This is a genomic window from Anaerobacillus sp. CMMVII, assembly GCF_025377685.1.
In the GTDB taxonomy this organism is placed as follows: domain Bacteria; phylum Bacillota; class Bacilli; order Bacillales; family Anaerobacillaceae; genus Anaerobacillus.
Genome location: NZ_JACEHK010000001.1, coordinates 552,934 through 567,080, shown reverse-complemented (window position 1 = coordinate 567,080; position 14,147 = coordinate 552,934). Strand labels below are relative to the sequence as shown.

The 14,147-nt window shown below is 37.2% G+C and carries 12 protein-coding genes and 2 pseudogenes; 6 read left to right on the top strand and 8 right to left on the bottom strand.

What is annotated here, in order from left to right:
* Window positions 1–111 precede the first annotated feature (111 nt).
* The gene (locus H1D32_RS03100) at window positions 112–249 is read left to right on the top strand and encodes an FbpB family small basic protein (protein ID WP_261176695.1); all 138 of its coding nucleotides are present in this window, start codon (window positions 112–114) and stop codon (window positions 247–249) included.
* Between the two features lie 73 nt (window positions 250–322).
* On the opposite strand, the gene H1D32_RS03095 is transcribed toward H1D32_RS03100, so the two are convergent.
* Window positions 323–655: an SCP2 sterol-binding domain-containing protein gene (locus H1D32_RS03095; RefSeq protein ID WP_261176694.1), complete on the bottom strand. Its 333-nt coding sequence runs from the start codon at window positions 653–655 to the stop codon at window positions 323–325.
* Window positions 656–1,168: 513 nt separating this feature from the next.
* Between H1D32_RS03095 and H1D32_RS03090 the strand changes: the two are divergent.
* A pseudogene (locus H1D32_RS03090) lies at window positions 1,169–2,285 on the top strand (RNA-guided endonuclease TnpB family protein).
* A gap of 107 nt (window positions 2,286–2,392) precedes the next feature.
* Here H1D32_RS03090 and H1D32_RS03085 read toward each other — a convergent pair.
* The 3 genes from H1D32_RS03085 to H1D32_RS03075 form a co-directional block, all read right to left on the bottom strand.
* Entirely contained in the window at window positions 2,393–2,902 is a 510-nt protein-coding gene (locus H1D32_RS03085) for a lysophospholipid acyltransferase family protein (RefSeq protein ID WP_261176916.1), read from the bottom strand.
* Between the two features lie 59 nt (window positions 2,903–2,961).
* Window positions 2,962–3,126 (bottom strand): hypothetical protein, encoded by a 165-nt coding sequence (locus H1D32_RS03080; RefSeq protein WP_261176693.1) that lies wholly within the window; start codon window positions 3,124–3,126, stop codon window positions 2,962–2,964.
* Between the two features lie 183 nt (window positions 3,127–3,309).
* Window positions 3,310–3,468, bottom strand: coding sequence for a small, acid-soluble spore protein L (locus H1D32_RS03075; protein ID WP_261176692.1), 159 nt, complete (start codon window positions 3,466–3,468; stop codon window positions 3,310–3,312).
* Between the two features lie 150 nt (window positions 3,469–3,618).
* Here H1D32_RS03075 and H1D32_RS03070 point away from each other — a divergent pair, with 150 nt between their 5' ends.
* Window positions 3,619–4,164, top strand: a complete 546-nt coding sequence (locus H1D32_RS03070) for an RNA polymerase sigma factor (protein ID WP_261176691.1) — start codon at window positions 3,619–3,621, stop codon at window positions 4,162–4,164.
* Complete coding sequence (locus H1D32_RS03065) at window positions 4,148–5,371, top strand: hypothetical protein (protein WP_261176690.1); 1,224 nt, start codon at window positions 4,148–4,150, stop codon at window positions 5,369–5,371. Before H1D32_RS03070 ends, H1D32_RS03065 begins: the two co-directional genes overlap by 17 nt.
* A gap of 73 nt (window positions 5,372–5,444) precedes the next feature.
* On the opposite strand, the gene odhB is transcribed toward H1D32_RS03065, so the two are convergent.
* From odhB to H1D32_RS03045, 4 genes and pseudogenes are all read right to left on the bottom strand, one after another.
* Window positions 5,445–6,677: a 2-oxoglutarate dehydrogenase complex dihydrolipoyllysine-residue succinyltransferase gene (gene odhB, locus H1D32_RS03060; protein WP_261176689.1), complete on the bottom strand. Its 1,233-nt coding sequence runs from the start codon at window positions 6,675–6,677 to the stop codon at window positions 5,445–5,447.
* Window positions 6,674–9,492, bottom strand: a pseudogene (locus H1D32_RS03055) (2-oxoglutarate dehydrogenase E1 component). The gene odhB and the pseudogene H1D32_RS03055 overlap by 4 nt, the downstream one beginning before the upstream one ends.
* Before the next feature lie 386 nt (window positions 9,493–9,878).
* Window positions 9,879–12,482, bottom strand: coding sequence for a bifunctional acetaldehyde-CoA/alcohol dehydrogenase (gene adhE, locus H1D32_RS03050; protein WP_261176688.1), 2,604 nt, complete (start codon window positions 12,480–12,482; stop codon window positions 9,879–9,881).
* A gap of 57 nt (window positions 12,483–12,539) precedes the next feature.
* The gene (locus tag H1D32_RS03045) at window positions 12,540–12,767 is read right to left on the bottom strand and encodes a hypothetical protein (RefSeq protein WP_261176687.1); all 228 of its coding nucleotides are present in this window, start codon (window positions 12,765–12,767) and stop codon (window positions 12,540–12,542) included.
* A gap of 174 nt (window positions 12,768–12,941) precedes the next feature.
* On the opposite strand from H1D32_RS03045, the gene H1D32_RS03040 reads away from it, so the two are divergent.
* The gene (locus tag H1D32_RS03040) at window positions 12,942–13,736 is read left to right on the top strand and encodes a GNAT family N-acetyltransferase (RefSeq protein ID WP_261176686.1); all 795 of its coding nucleotides are present in this window, start codon (window positions 12,942–12,944) and stop codon (window positions 13,734–13,736) included.
* Between the two features lie 26 nt (window positions 13,737–13,762).
* Complete coding sequence (locus H1D32_RS03035; protein ID WP_261176685.1) at window positions 13,763–14,119, top strand: sterol carrier protein domain-containing protein; 357 nt, start codon at window positions 13,763–13,765, stop codon at window positions 14,117–14,119.
* The last annotated feature ends 28 nt before the right edge of the window (window positions 14,120–14,147 follow it).

Here is a 14,147-nt window from a genome sequence, read left to right as displayed (position 1 = left end):
AAGAAAAGTTTTTTACTGATAATTCAAATTATTGTAACAATTGATTAAGTTAGTACCTACTTACATGCGTTATAATGAAAGAGTCAAATACAACTTAAAGGAACGATGCATATGCGTAAAATATTTGGTAAATCATTTGAAGAACTTGTAGCGGAAAATAAAAAACAGCTACTAAGTGACCCAGACGCGATAAAGAAAATTGAAAGTAAATTAGATAAAAAGCACGTAGATTATTCAAAGAAGAATTAATCAAACGTTTAATTAATTTTTTAAATTGTTATAAAAGTATTGAAAGCATGCCATTTGGCATGCTTTCTTTTTATCATTCATATTTTTTTAAAATTGATTGCAGCTTTAAGGCCAAACCTAATTCGCCCTTTATTTTCAGCTTACCGCTCATATACGCTACTGTAGGATTTAAGTTCCCAGCAATTAATTTTAATAAATTTTGATCAGATAGTTGAAGGGTACAATTTGGCTCTCTTTTTACCTCATCAAAAACTTGGACCTGCTCATCTTTAATTATGACTTGAAAGGTACCTTGTTCTTCACCACTTAAATCAAACTGATAGGCTGTATTAACTCCCTTAATGCCCTCTGAATGGTCATTCATTTTTTGGGCAAGCATGTTCAACGTTTCTTTTACTGTCATCATCGTGAACCTCCTAGAAATCTAAACTTATAGTAATATAATTAGCTATAGATGTGGAAATCCCTTTTTATTTTTTAACTTTTCTAAAAATATAAGGCTCTTTTCTAAAACATTGCTCCTGCGGTTACTCGTCGCACAAAAAAACTTGTTGCTATTTAACTTAAAATAATTGGAAAAATCTCTTGAAAGGAGAGACTCAATAAATTTAGTAAGAAAAGAGCACTACTTTACTAACTAAGTAGTGAAATTTTATATTCGTGTGTTGAAAGCAACAAACTTTGCCGAAAACAGCCCAATATTAAAAAGCTTTGAGACGTTCTTTGCCTCAAAGCTTTTTAATATTATTTTTTTAACAACTTATAGCCAGAATTCTCCTTCCTCAAGCGCGTTAGCGGTAGGTGGGAGATGAATGGCTCTTTTTTTTATTTGTTTTGGAAAAGAAAAAGCAAAACAAAGACAACTAGACATAGTTTTAGTAAAATAACCCTAGAACATACGTTCGAGGGGTGACTTGCTATGGCTAAAAAGAACAAAGCATTCAAATTTCGATTATATCCAACAGAAAAGCAGTTGACTCTATTGAAGAAAACCTTTGGTTGCGTACGTTTTGTGTACAACAAAATGCTGAATGATAGAATCGAAAATTACGAACAGTTCAAAGAGAATAAGGATGAATTATTGAAGCATAAACATCCTACGCCAGCTAAATACAAAAAGGAATATCCATTTTTGAAAGAAGTAGATAGCCTTTCTTTGGCAAACGCTCAAATGAACTTAGACAAAGCCTATAAATCTTTCTTCAAAAAGAATGCAAAGTTTCCAAAATTCAAGAGCAAAAAACATAAACAAACATATACAACTAATGTTGTGAACGGGAATATTGAAATTTTGGAAGGTCATATCAAGTTACCTAAAATGAGAAGGGTCAAACTTAAACAACACAGAGAAATACCAGTAACACACCAATTGAAATCTGTAACAATTTCGATGACTAGTTCTGGAAAGGTCTATGCATCTGTTCTGACTGAATTTGAAGAAAATGTGGAAAAGTCGAACCGAAAAACGTTGTTGGTTTGGATTTTTCAATGACTGATTTGTACGTGACAAGTGATGGTGAGAGAGCCAATTACCCTCGCTTCTATCGTCAATCTCTCGAAAAATTAGCCAAAGAACAGCGTGTTTTGTCACGCCGTAAAAAGGGCTCCAATCGTTGGTATAAACAAAGAAGAAAATAGCGAAACTACAAGAAAAAACCGCCAATCAACGTCGTGATTTTCTTCATAAAAAGAGTTATGCTTTAGCTAATAATTACGATGCCGTTGTTGTTGAAGACCTTAATATGAAGGGCATGTCAAAGGCTCTAAAATTTGGGAAAAGCGTGCTAGATAACGGTTGGGGTATGTTCACTACATTCTTAAAGTACAAATTTGAGGACCGAGGGAAGGCATTTATCAAGATTGATAAATGGTTCCCTTCTTCAAAGACGTGTTCAAGATGTGGCGAAGTCAAAGAACAACTATCACTTTCAGAAAGAATATATAAGTGTTCTTGTGGTCATGAATCTGACCGTGACGAAAATGCTGCAAAAAATATTGAAAACGAAGGAAAAAGACTACTTTCAGAAACGAAATAGCCTAGTTGATTATAATTTCGAACCGCTGGTTCAGCGGGGATAGCTCGGTCAATTTGGGTGGCTAGTAAAAGCACCTATTATTCGAGAAGCCCCCACTTCAAAATTCGTTAGAATTTAAGTGGCGGGTAGTTCACCTCGTTATTAATTAACTCATGAACTTCAAGTGCAAGTTCCTTCAAATCTTTCTGTTGATAAACTTCTGGTTGAATATTAGGTAAGATTGTCACAGTAACCTTTGCTGGTTTTATGCGATTGCCGTTTTTCTCCATTATCCTATATGAACCATTAATGGCGATCGGAACTATCGTAGCCTCTGCTTTTTGCGCTAATTTAAAGCTACCAGACTTAAAAGGATTCATCTCCATTCCTTTACTCCTAGTTCCTTCTGGAAAAATAACGATAGACGTACCTTTTTTTATATTTTCAGCTCCTTGATTTATCGCCTTTATCGCTTGACGACGATCTTGACGGTCAAGGAACACGCAGTTCATATAAACCATCCAATCCCTAACGATTGGTAACTTTTTCACTTCAACTTTTGAGATGAAGCCAATAGGTCGTTCTAAGAAACCTAGTAAGATTGGGATGTCAAAATTCCCTTGATGATTACTGACAATGACAAAAGGGCCTGTCTCAGGTAAATTTTCTCTTCCTCTTACCTCAATTGTAGAACCTGTCAGTTTAACAAGGCTATATGCCCATTTTTCTGCTGTATTGAAATAAGCTGTTCCATCTCTTTTGTTTGTCCATTTTTGTACAATTTTTTAGCCTTAAGTAGTGCTGGATATGTAATAATTAAACGATACCAAAAGTAAGCAAACCAAATAACTGTTCGAACCATAATGACCTCCAAAAATAATAATAACTTATATTATACTAGTAATTAGAGATTTTTGAACGACAAATTTCATAAAAAAAAGCCCAAGAACTTAACATCACGTAAGTAATTTATATTTCTTATCTCCAAACAAAGCCAGTCCCAATGAAAATTAGGACTGGCCTCTCTATATACTGCAAATTTGAATTATATTTTTGTATTACTCTTTTTCGCCTTTAGAGCTCCTTTACTTAAAGGCTCAGTTGAGAATTCATGATCCGGGGATACTCCCATTGGGTTAACGCTTGGTTCACCAGGAATCGCGGTATCTCTATTCCCTTTTGTCGGTCTTGGCTTTCTTGCCATGATGCTTTCACCTCCTACTATTTTTACATACATAACTTACCCTGTAATTTTCCTATTTATTAAAAAGTGAACTTTGTTTTTAGGAACTGAAACCATTTTACAGCGCTAAACGACTATATAGTGAAAAGATACTGAAAGGAGGAAAGTTTTTTGCCGTACGATGATCATAAAGAAACGATTCAGCAATTATATCATGAGTATTTAGACGATGTTTACCAATATTGTTTGTATTTTACGAATAGCCAATCCGAGGCTGAAGATTTAACTCAAGATACTTTTATGAAAGTGATGAAAAACTTCCATTCTTTTCAAGGTCACTCTTCCGCGAAAACATGGATTTTATCTATTGCTCGTCATACGACCATCGACTATTTTCGAAAGAGAAAAATTCAACACTATCTCCCCGAGTTATTTTCGCGCCTTTCTCCTTCAACCTTTGACAATCCTGAAGGGAGATATGAAGGTATCGAAGAATGGGAGCAGATTCAATGGGCGTTATTGAAGTTAAAACCTGATTTTCGAAATGTCGTTATCTTACGTGGGTTAAAAGAATTAAGCATAAAGGAAACGGCCGAAATTTTGAATTGGAAGGAATCTAAAGTGAAGGTTGATTACCACCGCGCGTTAAAGCAGCTACAAAAATACATTTCTAAAAATGCGGAAGGAGGCTTTTTGTTCCATGAAGATGCCCAATGATGATTTTCTAGAACCATTACGAAAACGACCGAGTATATCGCCGAGAAAAGAATTTGAAGAAAGTTTACATCAAAAGATGTTTGAAGAAGTAAAACGAAGAAGATCAATGGCTAGTTGGAAATTTCGGCTAGGAATGGTTGCAGTTCTCTTATTACTTATCTTAATTAATCCTGTCGAGCTACTCTTATCTGATAAGAACACAGGAGTTGAATCTAGTCTTCCTAAGACCTCCGAGAAAGCTGACTATGCGGTAATTGCAGAAGAAAAAGTAGAAACAGACGTAGATTTTAAAAGTGAAAACACGACTCTAAAAGAAATGCATGAGGCACTCATTAACTTTGGCGTATCTGAAGAAGGGGCCAATGTCTTCATAGCTTATCACTACGGTTTAGTAAGAAATGATGCAGGAATTATCGAACAACATGGCTTTTTTTCTGACTATGAAAAAATGGAAATCGTTGAGAAACTACTTACTTACGTGAAAGAAAATGTTGATCTTTCCACCATGAAGGTGACCAACGTTGAACGTAGTTTGGCTGAGCCCGATTTTTTTGTGACAGTTCAATACGTTAATTTTTCCGGTGACCAATTAGAGTTTGAATATGTTCTCGCAGGTAACGGAGAATATGTTTATGACCCGATGAAAAATATGAACCGCTACTTTGTGCAAAAGAAATTGATTGATGTAAACGGAGCTAGCGTCGTTATTCCTTACTTTCAAGGACAATTAAAAGGAATTGGTGAAAGTAGTAGCATTGACGAGTTAAATATGTTAATTCAAAACAGGGCTGTTCTCGCTTCTTATGACAACGAGCTAGGCTTGCATGGGAATGTTACAGGCTCGATTATCTATGAAATTGATAAGCTAATTAGTATTCAGTTTAGAACTGAATGGAGTTCAGACGAATTAGCACATCCATATGCCATGTCTTCATTTCTTACATTTGATTTGGGTAAAGGGCGAGCCATGGAGTTACTCGATTTCATTTCAGAGAAGGAACTTGAAAATCTAGAGGAAAAAATTCGTACAATGCTAAAATACGATAAAAAATTTGAGAATGTAAACACCGACGAATTAAACATAAAAAAAGACCAACCTTACTATTTATCAACCTGGGATGGCAACATTGTTCTTTACTTCCCACGCTATCAACTATCAAGTTCTATCGAGGTCCACATTCACCCCACTTTGGGAGTGCTAGATTAAAAAAAGAAATAAAGGGAAAAAGGGGTCTGACCCCCAGCGCTTTAAAGCGGTGGGGGTCAGACCCCTTAAATATTTAACCTAGAAACAGTGATTCTGGGTCCTCTAGTAGTTCTTTTACCTTAACTAAGAAACCAACTGCCTCTTTTCCATCAATAATACGGTGATCATATGATAGAGCAAGGTACATCATTGGTCGATTTTCAAAATGATCATCATCAATTGCAACAGGACGCATTTGAATTTTGTGCATCCCCAATATTCCTACTTGAGGAGCATTAAGGATTGGTGTTGACCATAACGATCCAAATACACCACCGTTTGTAATTGTAAATGTACCACCTTGAAGATCATCAAGCTTAAGTTTATTATCTCTAGCTTTTTTCGCAAGGTCACCAATTTCACGCTCAATTTCAGCAAAACCTAAGCGGTCTGCTTCTCTGACAACTGGAACAACTAAGCCTTCGTCAGTTGATACCGCAACACCAATGTCATAGAATTTTTTCAAAACAATTTCGTCACCTTGAATTTCCGCGTTTACTAATGGGAACTTTTTCAAAGCAATGATACATGCTTTTGTAAAGAATGACATAAAGCCAAGTTTCACGCCATTTTGTTCAAAAAATTGATCTTTACGGCGTTTGCGTAAGTCTAATAAAGCTGACATATCAACTTCGTTATAAGTCGTCAACATTGCAGCTGTTTGTTGTGCCTCAACTAAGCGCTTGGCAATTGTTTGGCGACGTCGTGACATCTTCATTCTTTCAACCGGTTTAGACGAACTAACGTTCAACGGTTTCACGGCTTCCTCTTGTTTCGCTACGGGGGCTGGAGCTGATGGTTGAGGTGTAGGAGCTTTATAAGACTCTACATCCTGTTTTCTAACTCTTCCAAGCGGATCATTAGTTGCAACTGCCCCTAAGTCAATCCCCTTTTCACGTGCCAGCTTTCGCGCTGCAGGGAATGCCAGCGGTCTACCTTCCTGTTTAGCTAACTCATCTAATGCCTTAGGAGCTTCTTTCACTTCCTTAACTTCTTCAACAGCTTTCGGCTCAAGGTTAGCAGTAGTTTCTTCACTTTCAACGATATACGCGATGACCTCGCCTACCTGAACAGTATCACCAGGTTGCTTCAACACTTCCTTCAGGAACCCAGAAGTTTCAGCATTAATCTCAACATTTACTTTATCAGTTTCTAGCTCAACGATATAATCACCAGCGTTAATTCTATCTCCTGGCTGTTTTAACCAAGCGGCAATTGTTCCTTCCGTAACGGATTCTGCAAGTTGTGGAACAATGATTTCTATCATCCTTGATGCCCTCCCTTTAACGTTTCAGCTATAATTCTTTTTTGCTCTAATTTATGGGCTGTAGGATCTCCTTCAGCTGGACTTGAACGGTATGGTCGACCAATATAGCGAATCTTCATATTTTCAGGAGCAGCGGCACGAATTTTTAAATTCATGTATGACCATGCCCCCATATTTTGTGGTTCTTCTTGAACCCAAGCAATCTCTTCTAGTGCTGGGAAACGGGAAATAACCTCTTTGATCTTTTCTTTCGGGAAGGGATAGAGTTCCTCCACCCTGACAATATGAAGCCAATCAGTATTAGACGGTTGTTCCATTAATGTCTCCTTGAGATCAATCGCAATTTTCCCGCTACATAATACAAGACGTTTCACAGCTTCCGTTTGTGTAGAAACCTCATCCTCTATAATCGGTTGGAACTTTCCTTCTGCTAATTCCAAACCAGTAGAAGCTGTTAAGCGGTGACGTAGTAAACTTTTTGGTGTCATTAGAACGAGCGGACGTACAAAATCCTTTCCTAAAGTCGCGGCTTGCCTTCTAAGAATATGGAAGTATTGCGCAGAACTCGTTAAGTTTCCAACAGTCCAGTTATTCTCTGCAGCTAATTGTAAGAAACGTTCCAACCTTGCACTAGAATGCTCTGGGCCTTGCCCCTCATATCCATGTGGCAATAGCACTACTAAACCAGACTTTTGCTCCCACTTGGCTCTTCCAGCAGCAATAAATTGGTCAAATAATACTTGGGCTCCATTCGCAAAATCACCGTATTGAGCCTCCCATAGAACGAGTGTCTCTTCAGCAATGACATTGTAGCCGTAATCATAGCCGACAACTGCCATTTCTGATAACGGACTATTATGAACAGCAAAAGATGCGTTGCTTGTGTTCAGTAGATGCAGTGGTGAAAATTTCTTTCCTGTTTTATAGTCATTTAAAACCACGTGTCGTTGCGCAAATGTTCCGCGCTCTGAGTCTTGACCCGTTAACCTAATTGGCGTTCCATCATGTAAAATCGTAGCAAAAGCTAACGTTTCAGCTAATCCCCAATCGATTTTACCCTCATCACCTAAAGCCGTTTTTCTCCTACTTAGAATGTTACCTAACTTAGGAAACACTGAGAATTCTTTCGGCCATTGAAGTAGTTGTTCGTTAATCTCATTAAGAAGCTCTTTCGATGCTTTTGTTTCGATATCATCGAATGGGAAAATGACATTTCCAGATCGTTTGATATTTGCCACCTTTTCATTCCCAAGCTTCTTCACAGTTTCATAACTTTCCTGAAGCTGTTGTTTTGCGTCTTGTTCGTATTCTTTAAAGTCTTCTTTTAATAGACCTTGGTTCACTAATGTATTTTTATAAATTGTTTTTACCGTTGGATGCTGACGAATAATGTCATACATTTTCGGTTGAGTTGTTGCCGGTTCATCCATTTCATTATGACCGTAACGACGGTAACCGATTAGATCGATGATAAAATCTTGCTTAAACGTTTTACGATATTCAAAGGCGAACAAAATTGCCGATAGACACGCTTCTGGATCATCAGCATTTACATGAATAATTGGTACCTCAAATCCTTTAGCTAAGTCACTAGCATATAGCGTAGATCTTGAGTCACTACTATCTGTCGTAAAACCAATATTATTATTTGCAATTAAATGAATACTACCGCCAATTGAATATCCTTTAAGGCGACTTAAATTCAATGTTTCTGAGACAATTCCTTGTCCTGGGAACGCAGCATCACCGTGTATAATAATGGAATAAGCTTTAGATGTGTCTTGAACAGGATATCCTTTTGTTGAACGATCATCCTGAACCGCTCTCGTAAAGCCTTGCACAATCGGTGCAACAAATTCTAGGTGACTTGGGTTATTCGCCAATGTCACTTTAGCTTTTTTTGGACTTCTAAATCTGCACCTAGATGATACTTTACATCTCCAGTCCATCCGAAGTTAATTCCTGTCGAACCTTCTGAAGGAACAAGTTCTCTATTTGGCGCTTGCTGGAATTCAGCAAAAATCTTCTCATATGGTTTGTTTAGTACATGAGCGAGAACACTTAACCTACCACGGTGTGCCATACCAATCATTACATTTGTGACACCGTCTTGAACCGATTGTTGAATGACTTCCTGGAGCATTGGAATAAGAGAATCTAACCCTTCTACAGAAAACCGCTTTTGTCCAACGAATGTCCGTTGGAGGAAGTTTTCAAATTCCTCAACTTCTGTTAACTTCTTGAGAAGGTTTAATTTCTTATCGGTAGAAAAATTATGATACAGGGCACCTGTTTCAATTTTTTCAGTTAACCATTGTTTTTCATTGTCCTTATGAACATGACTTAACTCAAAACCTATTGTTTTTGTATAACAATCTTTTAAATATAGAATTGCTTCATAAGCATTATTTAATCGCGTTGGAGCAACGGCACAAATGATGTCTGCGGGTAACTTCTCTAAATCCATTCTTGTTAGTTCGAAATCTGCCAAGTTTAATTCCAGCTTTTTACGTTCCTTATGAATTGGATCTAAATCAGCATATAAGTGCCCGAATTGACGGATATGGTCAGCTAATTTCGTAGCAGAAACTACTTTCCTGATATCTGTGCTCTTAATTGCTTCGGCTAATTGTGGACTCTCTTCATTCGCATTCAATGATAGAGGCGGACCCCATTTATCAAATAAAGTTCTTAATTCCTCATCTACCTGATTTGCATCCTTTAGATACAAATCGTAAACATCCATAAGATAGGCTAAATTCGGACCTGAAAAGCTTTGCCAAGGATCTTCGTTGCTATTAAATGTTCTTCCCATCCCAGAAACCCTCCAAATTTTTAAACATACATGATTGAATTTCAAAATACCTTTACGCAACAACTTAATGGCAAAAGTAATGAATGATGAAATTCATTAACATACATATACATTGCTCATTTACTAACAAAAAATTACACTATTATAACTATTTTACGTTAACAACATTATCATAGTGTTAATTGTTTTTCAAAAGAAAACGCTTTTTTTGGTAATATTTTTTTTAAGTATTGACTTAGTACAAAAATGATTAATTCATCTAGAACAATAGTTTGTCAGCAGGTTTTATTAAAAATATATGCACAAATACTACTCGGGAAGCTTCTTTATAACAACAAAAAAAGCCAACCCTTAGTTTCAATTACCTAAAGATTGACTTCATTTTGTTATACCCCTATAAAAGCCTTGCGGTAAATGTCTGCTAATTCTGTAACTAATGGTAGCTTTGGATTTGCTGTTGTACACTGATCTTCAAAAGCTCGATCCGAAAGCTGACCAACTTTTGCTTCAAAGTCCTTTTGCGTGACTCCACAAGCCTGAATGCTCATTGGAATGTCTAATTCTTTGGCTAATTTAATGATTGCCTGGATTAAGCTTTCAACACCCTCTTCTGTCGTTCTAGAAGGTAAACCAAGCATTCTAGCAATCTCAGCATAACGCTCATCAGCGATGAAATGCTCGTATTTAGGGAAGGCTGTGAACTTCTTCGGTTTCGTTGCATTGTAGCGAATGACATGCGGCATTAAGATCGTGTTTGCACGTCCATGTGGAATATGAAATTCAGCTCCTAGTTTGTGTGCTAAGCTATGATTAATTCCTAAGAATGCATTAGCAAACGCCATTCCTGCAATTGTCGAAGCATTATGCATTTTTTCGCGAGCAACTTCATCACTGCCATTTCGATAAGCAGTCGGCAAGTGCTTAAATACCAATTGAATAGCTTTCATCGCAAGCCCGTCCGTATAGTCATTGGCCATTATTGATACATACGCCTCAATCGCATGGGTTAATACATCCATTCCAGTGTCGGCAGTCACATGCTTTGGAACAGTCATTACAAATTGCGGATCAATTATGGCGACATCTGGTGTTAACTCATAATCTGCTAATGGATACTTTACATTATTTTCTTTGTCCGTAATTACTGAAAAAGATGTAACTTCAGAACCTGTTCCAGAAGTAGTTGGAATTGCTACAAATTGTGCCTTTCCACCGAGACTTGGATATTTAAACACTCGCTTACGGATATCTAAAAACTTTTGTTTTAAGCCGTTAAAATCAGTTTCTGGATGCTCATAAAATAACCACATTCCCTTAGCTGCATCCATCGCGGAACCCCCACCTAAAGCGATTACAACATCTGGTTGGAAGTTGTGCATCATTTCTGCACCTTTCATTACCGTTTCAATTGATGGATCTGGCTCAACATCCGCGAATATCTCACAATGAACATAGTCTGCACGTTTTCTTAAATAATAAAGAACTTTGTCAACATAGCCTAGCTTTACCATCCCTGGGTCAGTGACAATAATTGCTTTTGAGATGTTCGGCATTTTTGATAGATATTGTGTAGAGTGTTTCTCGAAATAGATTTTTGGTGGAACTTTAAACCATTGCATATTTGTATTCCTTCTCGCTAACCGTTTAATATTTAACAAATGAACTGCACTAACGTTTGAGGAAACTGAATTACGACCGTATGAACCACAACCTAAAGTTAACGAAGGCATAAATGCATTGTAAATATCGCCGATAGCTCCCTGACTTGACGGTGCGTTCACAATTAAACGTCCTGCCTTCATACGTTTGCCAAATTCGGTAATAACCGCATCATCGTTTGAGTGGATAACCGCCGAGTGACCTAGACCACCAAACTCTAGCATTTCTTCTGCAAGAGTTAAGCCTTCTTCTGTAGTAGTTGCTTTATAGAATGCAAGAACTGGACTTAATTTTTCTCTAGATAACGGGAACTCTGGACCAACACCTGTTAGTTCGGCAATTAAGATTTTTGTATCTTCAGGCACTTTCACTCCTGCAAGTTTTGCAATATAGTAGGGAGATTTCCCAACGATATCAGGATTTACCGCACATGTTTTCTCACTTATTACTAGCTTTTCAACCTTCGCCTTTTCTGCTTCACTTAGAAAATGGCAGTTGTTTGCTTTCATTTCTTCTTTTACTTCTTCATATATCTCTTGATCAACAATCGCTGCTTGTTCAGAGGCGCAAATCATCCCGTTATCAAAGGTTTTTGAGAGAATTAAGTCATTTACAGCACGTTTCAAAATCGCTGTTTTTTCGATATAACAAGGAACATTTCCTGGACCAACACCTAAGGCTGGTTTTCCAGTACTATATGCTGATTTCACCATTCCCGCTCCACCAGTCGCAAGAACAAGTGCAACGCCTGGATGATTCATTAACTGTTGCGTCGCCTCAATAGAAGGCGCTTCGATCCATTGAATACAATGCTTTGGCGCTCCTGCTTTAATCGCTGCATCTCTTACAATTCGTGCTGCTTCACTGCTACATTTTTGAGCAGACGGATGAAAGGCAAAAATAATTGGGTTTCTTGTTTTCATTGCAATTAATGCTTTAAACATCGTCGTCGATGTTGGATTCGTTACCGGCGTAACACCTGCCACAACCCCAACTGGCTCGGCAATTTGAACAACACCCTCATGTTCATTATCGTCAATGACTCCAACTGTTTTGTCGTACTTAATGTTGTGGTACACGTATTCTGTTGCGAACATATTCTTGATGATTTTGTCCTCGTAGACGCCACGCTTTGTTTCTTCAATGGCGAGTTTTGCTAATGGCATGTGCTGATCAAGGCCAGCTAACGCCATTTCCTTCACAATGGTATCGACTGTTTCTTGATCAAAACTTAAAAACTCTTTTAATGCCACTTGCCCATTTTCTACTAAAGACATAATCATTTTTGATACATCATCTTGTTTTTTCATTTCTTTCTCTACTACCGCCATCGTAAAACCTCCTATAGATTGTGAAGTGTTGAGCATAACTCCACAAAAAAATTTTTATTATTCACAAACAGGGTTTCTTTGAATTTTTGTTATCGAGATATCATTGTACAACTTTGAATTGGACTTAATAATACAAACATAATTCACAGTCCAAATATAGGCAGGAATTTCTTTTCCCTCTTCGAACATCATCGCTTCAAATTCATCTCCAACAAGTTCTTCAAACATTTGTTGTGAGTATGTTTCTGTATCTGTTGAGAAGTCTTTCCATTGACATAAGATCATTTAGCTCAACTCCTTTTCTTTTCTTGACTTTATTGTAGCATAGAAAAGTTTGTGAAACAGTGAACAAACTTTGACCGTTTTTAAACCGTTTTCATTATTGCTAATAAAGGATTATTTTTACAAATGGCGAAATTATAAGTACTGTTTTCACAAATTTATGTGGGGTGAGCTGCTATGAAGATCCGAAAATTAACTTCGGAAGAAATAGATTTTAGCATTTCTATGTCTGAATTTGCCTTTCAATTAGAGTTAACTGAAGAACAACGAAGCATTCGGAAAGAAATGATTGATCCTGAAGATACATGGGTTATCGAAGAAAATGAATTAATTATTTCGAAAGTAACTGTGCTTCCTTTTAAAACTTATATTCAAGGACAGGAATTTAAGATGGGTGCTGTCTCAGGTGTCGTCACCTGGCCAGAGCACCGTAGAGGCGGTTTAGTAAAAACATTACTGAAGAAAAGCTTAGAGGAAATGAAAAAAAAAGGTCAAACGATTTCTTACTTGTTTCCATTTTCAATTCCATTTTACCGAAAGTATGGATGGGAGCTATTTACTGACAGAAAAAAAGTCACTGTTAAAAAAGACCAATTTCCTGACTTTCAACGAGGTTTGGGTTCGATTCGCCGTGTGAAACCGGAAGTTCATCTACTAAATTCAATTTATCACCGTTTTGCATTAAATTTTAACGGAATGTTAGTGCGTGACAAAAACTGGTGGGAGAAACGACTCTTCCCTAATATGAAAGGTCAATGTGCAGTTTATTTTGACCAACAAGGGGAAGCTCAAGGTTATATTGCCTATGATGTCAAACAACGAAAGATGATAGTATATGAATTGACTTATTTAACCACCGAAGCTTGGAAATCTCTTTGGCACTTTATTTCAAACCATGACTCGATGGTTGAAACTGTTGAATATTCAACTTCCGCTCATGACCCTGCTTTGTTTTTATTGATAACCCACTAGTCGATCAAAAACTAGAGGCTTACTTCATGGCACGGATTGTTGATGTAGAGCCTTTTCTCTCATTGTATCCATTTCACTTAGGCGAAGATGAGACGATCGTGCTTCATATCGAAGACCAATTTTGCGAATGGAATACAGGAACTTACTTTGTTACTAAAGACGAAGTGAGAAAGTTTCAAATGACGAAAGAAGGGTCCTCATGTATTCACCCTCCAAAACGAGGAATTTCTTGCTCGATTCAAAGCTTAACAACGATGTTACTAAACTATCAAACTCCAACAACACTGCTTAAGTTCGATGCAATCTCGGGTAAAGAAACAGAAATAACATTACTTGAAAAAGCAATCCCAGCAAAAGCACCTGCACTTTTCGACTTTTTTTAAGGCATGCTCCATAGACTTAAAAAATAAA

Bases quoted from the DNA above. Each gene is read 5' to 3' on its own strand.
- H1D32_RS03100 (WP_261176695.1), top strand. From the start codon at position 112: ATGCGTAAAATATTTGGTAAATCATTTGAAGAACTTGTAGCGGAAAAT.
- H1D32_RS03095 (WP_261176694.1), bottom strand. From the start codon at position 655: ATGATGACAGTAAAAGAAACGTTGAACATGCTTGCCCAAAAAATGAAT.
- H1D32_RS03080 (WP_261176693.1), bottom strand. From the start codon at position 3,126: ATGGTTCGAACAGTTATTTGGTTTGCTTACTTTTGGTATCGTTTAATT.
- H1D32_RS03075 (WP_261176692.1), bottom strand. From the start codon at position 3,468: ATGGCAAGAAAGCCAAGACCGACAAAAGGGAATAGAGATACCGCGATT.
- H1D32_RS03065 (WP_261176690.1), top strand. From the start codon at position 4,148: ATGAAGATGCCCAATGATGATTTTCTAGAACCATTACGAAAACGACCG.
- odhB (WP_261176689.1), bottom strand. From the start codon at position 6,677: ATGATAGAAATCATTGTTCCACAACTTGCAGAATCCGTTACGGAAGGA.
- adhE (WP_261176688.1), bottom strand. From the start codon at position 12,482: ATGGCGGTAGTAGAGAAAGAAATGAAAAAACAAGATGATGTATCAAAA.
- H1D32_RS03045 (WP_261176687.1), bottom strand. From the start codon at position 12,767: ATGATCTTATGTCAATGGAAAGACTTCTCAACAGATACAGAAACATAC.
- H1D32_RS03040 (WP_261176686.1), top strand. From the start codon at position 12,942: ATGAAGATCCGAAAATTAACTTCGGAAGAAATAGATTTTAGCATTTCT.
- H1D32_RS03035 (WP_261176685.1), top strand. From the start codon at position 13,763: ATGGCACGGATTGTTGATGTAGAGCCTTTTCTCTCATTGTATCCATTT.